This is a genomic window from Paenibacillus sp. FSL R7-0216, from assembly GCF_037969915.1.
GTDB classification, from domain to species: domain Bacteria; phylum Bacillota; class Bacilli; order Paenibacillales; family Paenibacillaceae; genus Fontibacillus; species Fontibacillus rhizolycopersici.
The window spans coordinates 1,034,794-1,050,988 of the sequence record NZ_CP150222.1 but is presented as its reverse complement, the minus strand read 5'-3'; the positions used below and the strand labels follow the sequence as shown (position 1 = coordinate 1,050,988).

Sequence of the window (16,195 nt, the reverse complement as noted above, 5' to 3'; positions counted from 1 at the left end):
AATATGCACCATCTCAGCAAAAACGAACCTAAACCCGCCCGTCCCTGGACCCTCTTTGTCATCCACCATTCCCACACGGATATCGGCTATACGGAGCGTCAGGAGAGAATCGAACAGTACCATGCCGATTTTATCCGCCAAGCCCTGAAGATTACGGAAGCCGCCCACCGCGGGGAACGCCCGGAGTGGAAATCCTTCCGATGGACATGCGAAACGTTCTGGGCCGTGGAAAGATTTCTGGAGAGCGCTTCGGCCGAGGAGAAGGAAGCCTTCCAGCAGGCTGTGACCCGAGGGAATATCGAGCTGTCGGGAACTTACCTGAACATGACCGAGCTGCCCGACTTTGACCTCCTGCTTCGGAACCACAGCAAAGCCCAACAGTTCGCTAAATCGTTCGGACACCGGATCGACAGCGCCATGACGGCTGATATCAATGGATACGGCTGGGGTTATGCCGCAAGCCTGCTGCAAAACAACATCGAGCATCTATTCTCCTGTATCCACACGCATCACGGCATGTACCCGCTCGGTCGCAAGCAAACCCCGTTCTGGTGGGAAACGCCGGACGGCGTCAAGCTGCTCGTCTGGAACGGAGAGCACTACATGTTCGGCAATGAGCTGGGATTCTGTCCGGACGCGTTGGGAAAATATATCATCAAGGACGAAATCCAGCATTTCCTGATGGAGCCGGAGCCTCGTCATGACGAGATCGCATCCTTACGGATTCACCGTTATCTGTGGAATCTGGAGCAGGAGCAGTATCCCTATTCTTTCGTTCCGATCATGGTCTCCGGCCTGGGGACGGACAATGCTTCCCCGAATGCGGATATCGCGGAATGGATTGCGAAGTGGAACGAACAACACGGCGACCGCATTACGATCAAGATGGCTACGCTTTCCGAGTTCTTCGCAACGTTGAAACAGGAAGATCTGTCTTCTCTCCCAATACATCGGGGCGATTGGCCAGACTGGTGGACCGACGGCGTTGCCTCCACGGCGATGCACACCCAAATTTACCGCGATGCCCAGCGGACGCTGCGGAAAGTAAAAAAACTCGATCCAAACCATGAAGCAGCAAGTCTCGCCGACATTGACGAAGCGTCGCAGGCGCTAACGATGTACGCCGAACATACGTGGGGATATCATTCCTCCGTATATGAGCCTTGGCATCCGCAAGTACAGATGCTTGAAGTTCGTAAGCAGTCTTATGCGGCTGAAGCCAGCAAGTTGGCTTACCGTGCCTTGGATAAAGCGTTGATCGCTCGAAAAGGAGCTCTCCTGGCTCCCAAACGCCCGCTGCGATATGAGATCATAAATACGGAGCCCGCCAAAGCAACGCTTCTGGTGACGATTCCGCTGGATGGATGGGAAACCGTGCTACTGCAAAAGGAGTTCCTACTCATCGATGAATCAACGGGGCAAGCCATACCGTACCAGCTGTCCTCTACGCAAGCCATCGTCACCGAACTGACGCTGTTGCCAGGCGAGTCCCGCACGCTCCATCTTCATCCGGTCGATAACGCGGGACTCTACGCCGATTCGAATAAGATCGTGACGGCCCGGAATACCGAACCGATCCCCTGCGAAGGAGTCTACGATATCTGGTCTGCCTCTTCAGCCAAGCATCCGATCCATATTGGAGACGAATTCGTGGAATCCGACACGATGCGGATCGAATGGAGAATCAAAGAAGGAATCACGGCATGGATCGATAAAACCCTTTCCGCCGATTTGCTGGTCATGAACCGCAAGCATGCGCCATTCACTCCGGTATACGAAGTGACTCCTGCACAGGATGAACATAATCCTTCACAGATCTGTTCAACACGGTCACGTATGGGCCGGAATCGGAAAGGGGTAAATGTTCAGCGAGACAGCGGCCGCCTGACCAAGGTGAAGGTGCTGGACAATGGGCCTCTGTACGCGCTTGTGGAGCTGGTGTATGAAGTAAAAGGACTCAGCTATTACGCCCTACATCTTAAAATGTTCGCCAATCAGCCTCGGGTTGAAGTATCCGTCCGCTTCCATAAGGACAGCGTATGGCTCCCGGAGAACGTTTATGTAGCCCTCCCCTTCTCGCTGGGACCGGAAGCAGAGCTTTACGTGGAGAAAGCCGGCTGTCTCGTTCGCCCATGGAAGGATCAGCTTCCCGGCTCCTGCCTGGATTACACCGCGGTACAGGAAGGTTTGTTCTGGCACTCGGCCAAAGATCAGGGAGCTCTTGCTCTGTCCATGACGGATACCCCATTACTGCAGCTGGGTACTCTGGAACATGTGCCACGGAAGCTTCATACGATGCAATCCGAGGACAGCCGTCCCAGCACGTATGCTTGGATTCTGACCAACTATTGGGAAACCAATTTCAAAGCCACGCTGGGCGGTTTCTATGAATTCCGCTATGCGCTTGAACGCCTGCATCAGGTTGATCCGCAAGAGACGGTGGGATCCCTTCACGCCTCTACCGGACAATTCACCGTTCACCGCATTCAATCGTAGCAACTTCAATAGAGACCGTCCCCTCACCGACAAAAAGGGCGTCCCGAGGTCAACCGACCTTCGGACGCCCTATATGTCATGTCATCCTTTTTCCCGTTCCAACAACCCCATTTCAAGGCAAGTTCTCGTCGATAAGGCCTTTTCTTCCGCTTCGAACCGGATATGAATACGTTCATCCGTCACCTTCACGATAACACCTGCTCCAAAGGCCCTGTGGTGAACCGTTTCCCCAACGATGAGTTCGTTTTCCGTACGGATCGCATTCGGATTGATCGGGGGCTTAACGGCAGCTGGATGCGATGTTGCAGGTTTCTTCGGAGGATCCTGAATATTCCTCACCGCCGTCATAAACCGTGACTCTGTCATTTCCGCCCCATCCCGTTTCTTATAAGTGATCAACTCCAAATGCTGCTTCGCCCGGGTCATCCCCACATAAAATAATCGAGTAGCCTCCTCCATCATCGCCGTGTTCCCTTTATCGTCCTTGGAAGGAAGAACCCCCTCCACAAGGTCGATCATATACACTCTTTCGAATTCCAAGCCCTTCGAACTGTGCATCGTGGAGAAGGTGACGGCCTTCTGTCCCCTCCTCGATCTTGAGGTTTTCAACGCAGACTCCAAGTACTTTAACCTGCTGGCAAACTCCTCCATCGTCGTTAACCCCGCCGCAATTTCCTCCAGCGTGTTCAGGATGCCGATCAGGTATTCCTTACGGAACCCAAGCCGCTCGCACATCTTCTCTAGGGCTTTCTCATAACCCAGCCGATCTCGAATGACCTGTATGGAAGGCAGGGGCGGCATCCCCTTCATTTCCTGAAATGTTTCCTTGCACATCTGCAGCTGCTTTACTTGATAGTCCTGCAGCTGTACTCGATTCAGCAAATTATCGAATACCGATTCGTCATTCCGGATCTCAAGCAAGGCCGCCATCTGCTGCTTGCTAATGTATCCATTGAATTTCAGATGAATCTTCTCCAAAATATCGGGACGTTTATCCGTGAACGTCATCCGCATGAAATTAAGGATATCCTCAACCACCCAATGGGAAAAGAACCGATTATCCGCGTCTTTCATATAAAAAGGAATGCCGACCCGATCGAATTCGTTCATTAAAGCGATGGACGACGAGTTATTTCGATAAAGTACGGCTACCTCTGAAAGGTCCTCGAGTTGTTGAATCTCCTGCACTAGATATTTGGCCTGGTTGCCGTAATCGTCCAAACCCCGCATTTCGATAGGCTTGTATGGAGGATTCTTCGTAAACATGTTCTTGTTGTAGCGGTCCTTATTTCGCTGGATAAACGTGTTGGCTACTTCCACGATCTCCTTGGACGAACGGTAATTTTGCTCCATGTACAAAGTCACCGCATCCGGATACACTTGCTTGAAGTTCAATAAATACATGGGGTCCGCCCCTCGCCAGCTGTAGAGACTTTGATCATCGTCGGCGACGACACATAAATTGTGATGCCTGTGCACCAGCTTCTCGATAATCGCATGCTGAACCCTAGACGTATCTTGACTCTCATCCGTAAGAACGTAATCGTAGCGCTCCTGATATTTGCGAAGCAAACTTTCCTCCCTCGCCAAGATCTGCTCGCAAACCACCAGCATGTCGTCATAATCAAGGAGCAACATCCGAGCTCCGGATTGCTTGAAGAGTTCGTATTCCCGTAGAATCCGTTCGGCATGGGGCACATCGACTTTCACCGTGGGCCACTGCTCGGACGGAATCATTTTATTTTTGATAAAGCTAATGTAAGTGGTGAGCTCATCTAGCTGGTCATCCGTGATGTTCTCTCCGCTAATCGCCTTAAAGAGATTCCGCAAAATAATCTTCTTATGCAAAGGTTGTTGTTCCGAAACTATGGTTTCTAGCTCGGCAGAGTTAACTTCCCCTTCAATGATTTGAAATGGAGTCTGGATCACGCGGAAATGCTCCCGCACCACCTCGTAAGCCAAGCTATGGATCGTAGAGAAATCAACGGGCGCGAGATGTGGATAAAAAGATTGAAATCGCTCCTTCATATCGCTTGCCGATGCTCGGCTAAAGGTCACGGCTTTGATCCTTCCAGGGGGAACCCTCTTCTCCTCGATCAGGTATCCGATCCGCTTAATGATCGTCGTTGTCTTCCCCGATCCAGGGGAAGCTAACAAAAGCAAAGGTCCTTCGGTATGAAGGACCGCTTGCTTCTGAATTCTATTTAATTCCATGCTCATGATGACTGACCCTTTCGAACGTTCATAGATAGATAGCTTTCAAGCTCCTCCGGTCATTATACCCTTCGATCAGGTACGGAACAACCGTTACGTGCCTGCCTTTGGCCTGAATATGGAAACCTCTGTTCTGATCAAGAGCGTCTCCGGGTATCCTCTGGCGTTTAACTCTGGGTTGCTCTTTTATTAGGCAAGAAGGCGATAAACAGAAGGGATAGGATCGTAAACCCCACGGACCACATAAAGGTGTGATGATAAGCCGTATTCAGCATGGTGATATCACGAGTGGATCCGGTTTTGATTTGATTTTGCAAAATGACGGCAAAAACAGAAGCGCCAAAAGCGCCTCCAATTTGCTGGAGAATCCGGGTAGCGCTGCTGGCATGCGGAATCAACTCTTGGGCTAATCCCTCGTAGGCGGTTGCCATTATAGGGAGCATAAGGCCTCCAAGTCCTCCGCCACGAACAATCAGGGATACTGCGAGCAGAACCTCGCTGGTGTCGGCTGCACCCAAGGCAAAGGGGAGGGTTCCGAGTAATGTCAGGAGAGTACCGCAGAGCACCACCCAACGTGAGCCGATGGTATCGGTTAGCTTCCCTGCTAGTGAACGCGTCAATAACATCCCTATGCCTTGAGGGATCAATAATAACCCTGAAGCAAGCACACTCTCTCCGCGTACCTGTTGATAGTAGAGAGGTAATAATAACATACCTGCATAAGTGGAGAGTCCCGATATAAACAGAAGGCAGGAGGACGCCGTAAAGGACTTGCTCTTAAATATCCGTAGGTCGATGAGAGGATGATGAGATTTTCTTAACCCATACAAACCGAAGGCCATCAGAAATAGAAGTCCAGTAATCATCGGAACAAGGACGGAGCTTTGAGAGAACCCCTGCTCCGAGCTGACTTTGGTTAGCCCAAAAATCATCAACACGAGACCAGGAGACAATAACAATAATCCAGGCAGATCCAGCTTTTGAGGTTGATTGGCGGCATCGTCTTTGGGCAAACCCCTAACGGCAAGGAATAACGCAATCAAGCAAACCGGAATATTCACATAAAAAATCCAACGCCAATTCAGATCGTGGATTATCATCCCGCCTAAAACGGGGCCGAGAATCGGACCGATCAGAACCGGTAAACCCACAATCGCCATTAACCTGCCTAATTTCTCTCCACCCGCTGCGCGAACAATCATCGTCTGCATGATGGGCATCATCAGCCCCCCGCCCAAACCCTGAATCACGCGAAAGGCAATGAGACTTCCCACATTCCAGGACAAGCTGGATAATACTGAACCTGCCATAAATAAACTCAAAGCCAATAACCACATTGTCTTTCCACCATATCGTTCAACCGCCCAGCCGGAAATAGGGATAACCATCCCTATGGCAAGTAAATATGCCGTCATGACCCACTGAATCGTTGTAACGGAAGCGTGTAACGCAGTTCCAAGGGTATCGATGGCTACGTTCATTATGGTAGTATCGAATAAAGGGGCAAGCAGCCCTATCAGCAGAATCCATGCCACTTTCATCACGGCTGGGTCTATTTGGGGGTTAGCTGCAAGTTCGCTTGGTTTATCCATTTCATTCCACTCCTTAACCATATTAGAAACTTAACGTTTCTTATTTGAATTCATGATATAATAAACAAATAAGAAACGCAACGTATTTTATTGGAGGTTCGTTCGTTTATGAATAAGGTCAACGAAGGAGAAATATCGACGAGAAGAAGAGGAACAGAATTGGAGGCGGCCATTATTCAAGCCGCATGGGACGAGCTGATGGAAGTTGGTTTTCATAGCCTTACGATCGAAGGGGTTGCCGCCCGCGCTCAAACCAGTAAGCCCGTCATTTATCGACGTTGGCCAAATCGTGAGGAGCTTGTCCTGGCGGCCATCGTACACCATTTACCGGCTGTTTCGGAGGAACTCCCGGATACCGGAAATCTACGCAGCGATTTACTCCTCGTGCTAAATCAGTTGAATGACATGCTGCACCAAATTGGACCCAAAACCATTCATGGCCTTATGTCCGTCCTCTCAGACATCCCTTTCTCCGAAATTTTAAATGTTCGGAGAACTAACTCAATGACGACTCTTTTGAATCGAGCTGCTGAGAGAGGAGAAATCCATCCTGAGAAAATCACGCCGCGCATTACAAGGCTGCCGGTGGATCTTGTCCGTCATGAACTGCTCATCACCTCCGAACCCGTCTCCAGGGAAACCATTGAGGAAATCGTGGATGACATATTTTTGCCGTTATTGATGTGAATCATAAGTTCGGGTATAAAAAAAGCTGTTCACTTCGCCATTAATAGGCTTTAGTGAACAGCTGTTTAAGTTATAGCCATCGTTAAGTTGATTCTTGTCTTCCTGGCATCTCTTCCATCTGTTGAGCAAACTCGTCCAGAAGCGTACGTACTTCATCGGTAGACGTTGTGCTCATCAACAGATTTCTTAATTCACTTGCCCCCCGAAACCCTTTGACATAAATCTTAAAGAAACGATGAAGCGCCTTAAAGGGACGCACCTCCAGTTGTTCGGAGTACTGATCATGGAGATCCAGCTGTAGTCTTAACAGATCAAGATATTCCGTGCTGCTATGTTCTCTCGGCTCTTTTTCAAAGGCAAATGGATTCTTAAAAATACCTCGTCCGATCATGATTCCATCTACGCCATACTGTTCAGCCAGCTTCAGACCTGTTTGCCGATCCGGAATATCGCCGTTGATCGTAAGCAGGGTCTGCGGGGCCACCCGATCACGAAGCGCCTTAATCTCAGGGATCAGTTCCCAATGCGCATCGACTTGGCTCAGTTCCTCTCGTGTACGCAAATGGATCGAAAGATTCGCTATATCCTGCCTCAAAATATAGGTCAGCCAGTCCTCCCATTCATCCACTTGATTGAATCCAAGTCTCGTCTTGACGCTTACGGGCAATCCTCCTGCCTTTGCGGCTTGGATGATGTCTGCGGCAACCTCTGGACGAAGAATTAAGCCGCTCCCCTTCCCATTGGAGGCTACATTAGGAACGGGACAACCCATATTGATATCGATTCCCTGGAATCCTTGCTTCGCCATATCGATACTCATCTTTGCAAAATACTCCGGCTTATCGCCCCATATATGTGCCACCATAGGTTGTTCGTCCTCGGTAAAAAGCAAACGACCCCGTACGCTATGATTCCCCTCTGGGTGACAATAGCTTTCTGTATTGGCAAACTCCGTAAAGAAGACATCCGGTCTTCCCGCTTGACTTACGACATGACGAAACACGACATGCGTCACATCTTCCATCGGTGCAAGTATAAAAAAAGGTCGTGGTAAATCACGCCAAAAATGATTCGTCATCTTCTAACTCCAATCCTCTCCTTGTCCCTAATACTCTATTATAATGGCTCTCCCTCGCTTAAGCATCCCCAGTTTCCTCCAATCCAAATGCATGAATATGGAAATTGTGAATCATATTATGACAGACCGCGAAAATTCCTAACCACAGAGGAGCAAGATGAGGATGAAGAAATGGTTCCCGGCTTTACTGTTAACTTTGGGGCTCATATGCAGCATCGTGCAGCCCGTATCTGTAGATGCGAGGGCGATTCAAAAGGATCCCTCGACATGCCTTAGCCCCAAGATGGTGCAGTTGAAAACGGAGATGCAAAAAGTTTGGATCGACCATACGATTTGGACGCGAAGCTATATTGTCAGCGCCATGTCGGATCGTCCTGATCAGAAAGACGTGTTGGATCGGCTGTTGCGTAACCAGCAGGAAATCGGCGATGTAATCAAGCCGTATTATGGGGAAGCCGCCGGCAATCAGCTGGCTGAGCTGTTGAAAGAGCATATTCAGATCGCGGTCCAAATCGTAGCTGCTGCCAAAGCAGGCAATCAGGCGGACGTGAAGAAGTGGGATGCCGATTGGCATCGAAACGCGGACGTAATTGCCAAATTTCTAAGCAACGCCAATCCCAATTGGGCGTTTAAAACGATACAGGATATGATGTACACCCATCTGCAGTTGATTACCGAAATCGTCGTGAACTGCCTCAAAGGCGACTGGAAAGCAGATATCGCCGCGACCGACAAAAACGAGATTCACTTGATTCATTTAGCGGATATCTTGACAGAAGGCATCGTGAAGCAGTTCCCGGAAAAGTTCTAGGGGAAGACAACATGGAGAAGACACCCGGAGGGATTGCGGGTGTCTTCTGGCTTTTAATTCGTCATTCCCAAAGTTTGCAACATCCGAATGAGCACAACCGCCGTCTGAGCTCGCGTCGTTTCCGCCTTTGGACTAAACGAGCGGGGACCTGTACCGGTCATGATTTGCAGCTTGACCATCAAGCGAACGTCCTCCAGATGGGCTGCATCCATGCTTCCCAAATCCTCGTAGCCGTCCAGGTTAACAAATTCCTTGGTCAACGGCAACTTCTCAAACTCAACGACTTTTGCCAGCATGCTAGACATTTCCTCGCGAGTCAGAGGCTGGTCTGGCTTGAAGCTCTCGTCGTGAACAAAGTCTAATAGTCCAAGCTCCTTCGCTTTGATGATCTCTTCGAAGTACCAAGTGCCGGACTTCACATCGTCATAGGGCGATGTACTGCCGGAAGGTGCACCTTGTCCTAATGCACGAACCAGCATGGCGGCAAATTCCGCTCTTGTTACCGCTTTGTTGGGGTCATACTTGTCTCCGCCCATTCCGTCAACAAGCCCTTTTGCCGCAGCTAGCTCAACGAAGGTTTTCGCCCAATGCTTCTGCACATCGGCAAAGCTCGTCTTATTTTCCACTACAACATACATGCTGTTGGAATTCGAACTGATTAGTGTATACCATGTGCCTTCAATTTGTACTTTCTTTGCAGGGACAAATTCGAAGTGCTTCGTCGTTTCGTTGAAGCGGAATGCCCCCCATTGAACCGGCATGTCCACCATGTCTTTAGGCATGGGGATCACCCGTGTCAACGCCTTGGTGAACTTATCCGCGGTTCCAACCATTTGCCCCGTTTTTGTGTTCACAATATCGATGTGAAAATCGACCACCGTGCCCAACACTTTACCGTAAGGCAAACCGGTAGCAAGCGCTGATTGCATGTTCTTGTCGCCGGACTTGTCCGTCAGAGTGACCTTGAAGCTAATGTCCTCGGCTTGCAGGTTGTTCTTGGCCAATACTTCGGGTAGTTCTGGAATCAGGGAAGCCAGATTTACCGGCACTTGATAGCTGCCGTATGGCGTCTTACTCTCGAAGAAGAATGCCGCATTCTTTGTTTCCAAGCGCGTCAAAATGCTGGCCGGTATGATCAAGTAAGCTACGCCATCCTTTGGCGTCATTTGAAGCGTCACTGATGCCTTCGTGATGTCGATGGAAGCCGGGTCCAACGACACTCCGTTCTGATTGATCATTGGCAATTCAGGCGATGGCACCGTTGGTGTTGGTGACGGTGTTGGTGACGGTGTTGGCGTTGACGTAGGTGTTGAGTCGACCATGGTAATTGCGAGCGTATGTGTCGTCCCGCCGCTGAAAGTCAACGTTAAGTTCGTCGTTCCCATCGGCTGTGCCGCTAAATAAGACCTTTTGATCGTCACCACATTGCCCACGACGGTATAGTCTGTTCCTTCCGTCAGTATCACTGCACGGTTTGCAATGCGGGTCAGTGAGTTGCCGATTAGCGTCATGGTTGTCGTTACATCCTTATTCGCCACGGCTCCGGCGAATTTGTCGAAGCTTGCGCTGGTAGGATTTATGGATGGGACGCGTGTATCTTGAAGCGTTACCGTTCCAGACGATTGTGTCCCTTCTACGGCATTCCCTGCCTGGTCATAAAGGGATAGTCCATCTGCCGGCACGAGTTCTAGGGTCTCATTACCGTCAGGAATACCCGTTATATCAAGCATTACGCGAATGGAAGTCTCCCCGCCAATCAAATTTCCTCCATCCAATCTCTTAATAGAATCAATAGAGACCGCGGAGGCACCTCCTCCATTTCGGTGGAAGTTTATCCGAAAGTCGCTTGGAGTGACTGAGCCTGTACCGGTACTCTCCGTATAAATGCCTTTACTAAACGTCAGGTCCAAATAGGCATTGCCGGCTCCTAAAGTGTAGCCGGAGATCGTCGGGGCAATGGCATCGATCAACACACCCGATGTACTGCCCACACTGTTTAGCGTTCTGTCCGCATCATTGCCAACGGAATCCTTTATAGAACCGCCATCCAGCGACAAAGCTCCTATAGTAATCCCGTCTGCATCCGTTTGTCCTGCTTGGACCGTGTAGCTGAAGAGTAACTCAGTACTCCCCGTACCGCTTACATAGGAAGCTTTAACAGACGTTCCTCCAATAACCACCCCAATACTTGGAGTCCCCGTAACGGCTACCGACTCACTCATATGCACCGTAAAAGACAAGGTATGTCCTGCAGCATAGGTGCCATTCGCAGGAACAGACATACTCGTCACCGTTGGCTGAACTGTATCGACGATATAGTTGCCTGATTGGGCAGAATCAGTTCCCGTATGGTTAAGCGTGATGTTATTCGTGGGGGCGTAGGTATCATCATTTGGCGTTAAAGTTGCGTTATAGATGATATTGTTGCTCGTAAAGAGGTTATCCAGGGTGGCGTTTGGTGCCGACAGGTTGTAAAGTGAGACTCCGGTTACCGGTTCCGAGAACGTGATCGTCACCGTGGCAGTATCGCCACTCTTCAAACTGCTCTTAGAGAGCACAATCGTTGCCGTTGTGGAAGCGGCAAAGGCTCTGGAGGTTATGTACCCTGGTAACAACAACCCTAGGATCATAACTACGAATAAACATTTTCTCATTCTTCTGTACAAACCGGATGTCCCCTCTCTCAATCGGACAAAATTGGTATAAACTGTTCCTTGACATCGATCAATTCTATCATTTTAATTTCTAAATGTCGCGAATTTAAAGAAAATTTTATACGGGAGGATGATCCGTCAGTGACCGATCCCTTATCGAACATCGGCCTAACGTAAAAGAACCGCCCAAATGGGCGGTTCTGCTTTACAGTTACTTTGATTCTAATCTTAATCCGTCCACTGGACGCATTCTCTTGATGGGTTAAGCCATTTCTTTGCAAGGCAAATAATAGCCAAACGTAAAGAGGTTCATCCCATCCTCTTGGATATTGGCATACTTCTCGAAGGAATAATACTCCATGGAGATGCCGACGACGGAATAATCCGGCTCATACCCGTTGGCCCTCATGATCTTCTCCGTTTTCCCATGCGCACCTTTCTCCAGATGGGACGTCGTTCCTTGGATCCAGCCGATTCCCATCAGACAATCAGGGATGTCGCGGTAAGAAAATCCGTCCGGTACGGCAGCATTCGGCTTAGCTAATATCCCCGCGATATAGACAAACTCTTTGGTCTGGGGATCGTATTCCCCCATCCACCCGATCGTGTCTCCCTTAGGAGATAGGCGCTCAGGCAAACTTTGGAGCAGATCGTTGGTCCCGTCGTGCAAGATCTTTTCCCATAATTCCGGAACTGGGTTGTACTTGCCGACAACGACTTCTTTGCCGATAAACCGGACGGCTTTAAAAGGTTGAACTTCAAAATCCACTTTGATTCCCATAGCAACCTCCCACGGGTATATATGATGAGAAATCATAGATGAGAAAAGTCTCTACGGATAGGATAATCGATTTTCTCAACGAACGCTTGACTGCGGCTGATCTTTTTATGAGAGATTCGTGAATTATGGCGCCAAGGAGGATCAAAAACAAGATCCACCTGAACCTTACGGTCGGTGGACCTTGTTTATCATTCATGCTTTAGTTCCTGCCGCCATAACCTTTATACGTCACGTACACCGAATTTGCATATTGATCGGCCAGAATAGGACGGCCATAGGAATCTGTAGCCCCAGGATACCAGTAATCGCCTCCGTTATAGTGCAATAAGCCGTTATAGATGTTGCCGAATCTAACAATCTTCTCATTCAAAATCAATGCGCCCATATACACCTGATCCTGTTCACTGCTGTGATTATAGGCATGGCCAAATTTAGCACTAAATGGAGATAAATAAGCGTTACGCGTATTGGGTTCAACCTGCATCAATCCGTCGCCGGCTGAGGGGCTGCCCGGCAAACCTGCCCCAAAGCTGCTTTCCTTTTTAATCACAGCACTCAGCAATAAAGCAAAATCTCCGCCTTTACCATAGGCATTGTCTGCATTCATGACATAGGTCCATATGTGATTTGGAACTTCTGCAGGCTTTGTTACTGGTGATGGTGTTGGGTTTGGTGTTGGGGTTGGTGTAGTTCCACCGCCGCCACTTCTCCCCCATAAAGCAGGAACATTGGAGGGTTCCCAACCTACGAGGGATGTATGTGCCTGAATACAAGTATAAGTGCTTCCGTTATAGGTTACTGTATCGTTTACTGCATATGAAGTATTTGGAGCCCAAGCTCCTCTCGAGGCCGCACTAGCTGGTAAAACTGCTAAAAATGTGGATAGGAATACGGTTAAAACTACCAAAAGGGATACGGTTTTAAAAGAGACCTTCTTACGAGTCATTTTTATACCTCCTTTTATTTAGGATCTGTGGCTCACCCGGGAGACGAACCGCAGATGTGTAACCGCACTATCTTCTAAATATTTCATATGCTGACGAATTAATCTATATATTACATTTCTGATCATACAAAAATATGAAAATAACTCCAATGGTTCCCAGGTCCCGTTTTTCCCAATGTGCCTTGTCTGCAAGTGGATTTTAAAGTTTTCTTTAAGTTTCACAGATAGACTAAAGTACTATGATAAAATAACCGAAATAAGGATAATGACATTTATCACATAACAGGAGGGCATTTGATGAAGAAAAAAGTTGTCGGCATATTGATGACCATGCTGCTTTGCTTCATTTCCGCCGATTACTTGGCCAATCACGCAGCTGCTGCTACGAAGACTTCAGCCGATTTTACGGACTTGAAGGATCTGGACGCGGCAACGAAAGCCAAGTTCGATGAGATGATATCCGCGGGTATATTCGAAGGTGTGGCTGAAGGCACCTTCGGCCTCAAGGATGAAATGAACCGAGCGCAATTCGCTAAGGTTGCGGCGTTGATTTTTGATTTGAAGGCGGATTCAAACGCAAAGACATCTTCATTCAGTGACGTTAAAGTCGATGACCCTGCGAATGGATATGCCTTGCCATACATCGAAGCGGTAAAAGCCGCAGGGATCACGGATGGCTATGGGGATGGTATCTATGATCCTGCAGGTAAGGTAACCAAGGAGCAGTTGGCTACGTTTCTGATTCGCGGGCTGGGAAAGGACGCGGACGCCACGGCAACGCCAGGAGTGGATGATCCCACGGTTTCTGATTGGGCTAAGAAGTATGTTGCCTATGCGATCGAAAATAAATTGATGCCTACCCAAGACGACGGGACGTTCGGCGGGAAGACCACTGCAACACGCGGTCAGCTCGTTGAGGGCGCTTACGAAGCCAAGGAGAAATTTGAAGAACAGGTTGAAGCGAAGAAACAAGAGGAAGAACAAAAGAAGATCGAAGAAGAGAAGAAAAAGGAAGAAGAACTGAAGAAAGCGGAAGAAGAAAAGAAACAACAAGCAGGGCCATCTTCTTCTCCAGTTACACAGCCAGATTCGTCTTCATCCTCTCCAGCTCCGCAGCAGCCAGTACAGCCTACTGTTGCGACTCCAACGGCTACGCCTGCAAGTGACGCTGTGACATCGGGGACGCAAGTCACTTTAACTACGGTAACCGTATCTGCGGCGGTGTATTATACGACGGATGGAAGTGAACCGACAACGTCCAGCACGCTGTACACAGGACCGATCACCATAACGGGCAATACAACGATCAAAGCCATCGCCGTAAAGCCTGGATCGACGAATAGCTCAGTTGCTAGATTTGATTATACGGTCACAACGCCTATCGTTTTACCCGTCTCCATTCCTCCTTTAAAGGAAGGACAACTCTATAGTGGCAGCGTAGCGAAGCTGTCTGGAGGATCTGGAACCGTAACTTATGCAGTAACAAGTGGCGCACTGCCTGTGGGACTGACTTTGAATCCAAGTACGGGTGCAATTACCGGAACTCCAAGTGTGGCCGGTACGTATGATTTTACGATTAGTGCAACAGATTCGGCAACGCCGCTGGTACCCGAAACCATGCAATATACCGGTAATGTCACGCCTGCACTATCCAAAACGCCACTACAATTGATCAATGAAGCAGCGGAATCCGGGGATTGGACCGGCGTTGATGAGTCGACGTTTGCAGATGCAGGTGTTACGGGGGTCACATCTGAGAACCTATTCAGCGTCCAATACTACTTGGACCCTGCTGTAACAACACATTTACCACTTCCAAGAACATTGGCTGACATTCAAGCGATTGTTAACGAGACGATTAAAGAAATGATGGTAACTGCAATCTATGATTATTTGAATCCCCTCGGTGGAGGATCTCGCCCAACCGTAGAAGTATTCGCTAGCGCCGGCATCACCGGAGTGGATGCTTCAAATCTGGATGCAATCTTAGATGAACTTAGTTTGGCTTATCAGGAATCCAGAACCAATCCTATGGGAACGCCTATGTCTACGAAACAAGATATTCAAGACGTTGTGGACCTATTCCTAGCAATATAAGGATGAAGCAGAGCGTAATCATAGCAAGGAAACAATATACCCTAGAAAAATAGCGGCGTAAGGGAGATCATCCCTACGCCGCCTTTACTTACCAATCTTATCGCTAGGTTTGCTCTTACGTCCCGCCTCTGGCAACCAGCATATATCCGGTCCCCCGAACCGTAACAATTCGCTCCGCATGAGCAGGGTCAATCTCAATTTTTTTGCGTAAATTGCTGATGTGTACAGCGACCGTTCTCGTATCCTCCAGACTCTCCGTTCCCCAGACGAGCTGAAACAACGCATCGACACTGACGGCACGATTCACGTTTTGTGCCATAAAGGACAGCAGACTGAACTCCTTTTTCGATAAAAAGATGGTCTCACTCCCCATGATGACGGACTGTGCATAGAAGTCGAGCGTCAAACCCGGCAACTCCAGCAGTTGCTCCTTTCTACCCGTCGACACTCTGCGAAGATGAGCCTTGATCTTGGCCATGAGGACTCCAGGACTGAACGGTTTGGTCACATAATCGTCGCCGCCATCGGATAGTGCACTGATTTTCACCTCGTCTTCTTCATGACTGCTCAGAAACACAATCGGCGCATTGGTGTAACCCCGTACGTTCCTGCACCAATCAATGCCGTTTTCATTAGCCAGCAGTACATCCAGTACAATCAAATCTGGTTCGAACGACGTAAGCAGCATCCTAGCTTCTGCCCCGTTATGACAGTAGGTTGATATGAAGCCTTCTCGCTCGCAATAGGCCTGAACAATCTCGCAGATATGGGGGTCATCATCGACGATCATAATTTTGTACGTGTCCATCCCGTCGTCACCTTCCCTCTTCTCGAATGCA

At 49.0% G+C, this 16,195-nt stretch carries 11 protein-coding genes; 4 read left to right on the top strand and 7 right to left on the bottom strand.

Translation table 11 applies throughout. The annotated features are described in order from the left end of the window. Positions 1 to 3: 3 nt before the first annotated feature. A complete protein-coding gene (locus MKZ15_RS04445) occupies positions 4 to 2,496 on the top strand; it encodes a glycoside hydrolase (protein ID WP_213623850.1) in 2,493 nt (830 codons plus the stop codon). A gap of 81 nt (positions 2,497 to 2,577) precedes the next feature. On the opposite strand, the gene MKZ15_RS04440 is transcribed toward MKZ15_RS04445, so the two are convergent. Both MKZ15_RS04440 and MKZ15_RS04435 read right to left on the bottom strand, forming a co-directional pair. Further along, a complete protein-coding gene (locus MKZ15_RS04440) occupies positions 2,578 to 4,716 on the bottom strand; it encodes an ATP-dependent helicase (RefSeq protein WP_213623849.1) in 2,139 nt (712 codons plus the stop codon). A 161-nt stretch (positions 4,717 to 4,877) separates the two neighbouring features. Then, entirely contained in the window at positions 4,878 to 6,302 is a 1,425-nt protein-coding gene (locus tag MKZ15_RS04435; protein ID WP_339820124.1) for an MDR family MFS transporter, read from the bottom strand. Positions 6,303 to 6,410: 108 nt separating this feature from the next. Between MKZ15_RS04435 and MKZ15_RS04430 the strand changes: the two genes are divergently transcribed. Continuing rightward, on the top strand, positions 6,411 to 6,989 hold the full coding sequence (locus tag MKZ15_RS04430; protein ID WP_339820122.1) for a TetR/AcrR family transcriptional regulator: 579 nt from the start codon (positions 6,411 to 6,413) through the stop codon (positions 6,987 to 6,989). 82 nt (positions 6,990 to 7,071) lie between these two features. On the opposite strand, the gene MKZ15_RS04425 is transcribed toward MKZ15_RS04430, so the two are convergent. After that, entirely contained in the window at positions 7,072 to 8,067 is a 996-nt protein-coding gene (locus MKZ15_RS04425) for a tRNA-dihydrouridine synthase (RefSeq protein WP_193415711.1), read from the bottom strand. A gap of 163 nt (positions 8,068 to 8,230) precedes the next feature. Between MKZ15_RS04425 and MKZ15_RS04420 the strand changes: the two genes are divergently transcribed. After that, complete coding sequence (locus MKZ15_RS04420; protein ID WP_193415712.1) at positions 8,231 to 8,878, top strand: glycosyltransferase; 648 nt, start codon at positions 8,231 to 8,233, stop codon at positions 8,876 to 8,878. A 53-nt stretch (positions 8,879 to 8,931) separates the two neighbouring features. On the opposite strand, the gene MKZ15_RS04415 is transcribed toward MKZ15_RS04420, so the two are convergent. From MKZ15_RS04415 to MKZ15_RS04405, 3 genes are all read right to left on the bottom strand, one after another. Further along, positions 8,932 to 11,544 (bottom strand): S-layer homology domain-containing protein, encoded by a 2,613-nt coding sequence (locus tag MKZ15_RS04415; RefSeq protein ID WP_339820118.1) that lies wholly within the window; start codon positions 11,542 to 11,544, stop codon positions 8,932 to 8,934. Between the two features lie 250 nt (positions 11,545 to 11,794). Next, a complete protein-coding gene (locus MKZ15_RS04410) occupies positions 11,795 to 12,313 on the bottom strand; it encodes an effector binding domain-containing protein (RefSeq protein ID WP_213623844.1) in 519 nt (172 codons plus the stop codon). 199 nt (positions 12,314 to 12,512) lie between these two features. Further along, positions 12,513 to 13,259: a carbohydrate-binding protein gene (locus MKZ15_RS04405; protein ID WP_339820115.1), complete on the bottom strand. Its 747-nt coding sequence runs from the start codon at positions 13,257 to 13,259 to the stop codon at positions 12,513 to 12,515. Between the two features lie 297 nt (positions 13,260 to 13,556). Between MKZ15_RS04405 and MKZ15_RS04400 the strand changes: the two genes are divergently transcribed. Beyond that, complete coding sequence (locus tag MKZ15_RS04400) at positions 13,557 to 15,356, top strand: chitobiase/beta-hexosaminidase C-terminal domain-containing protein (protein WP_339820113.1); 1,800 nt, start codon at positions 13,557 to 13,559, stop codon at positions 15,354 to 15,356. 115 nt (positions 15,357 to 15,471) lie between these two features. Here the strand turns inward: MKZ15_RS04400 and MKZ15_RS04395 are convergent, their stop codons facing one another. Continuing rightward, complete coding sequence (locus tag MKZ15_RS04395) at positions 15,472 to 16,164, bottom strand: response regulator transcription factor (protein WP_155606577.1); 693 nt, start codon at positions 16,162 to 16,164, stop codon at positions 15,472 to 15,474. Positions 16,165 to 16,195: the final 31 nt, after the last annotated feature.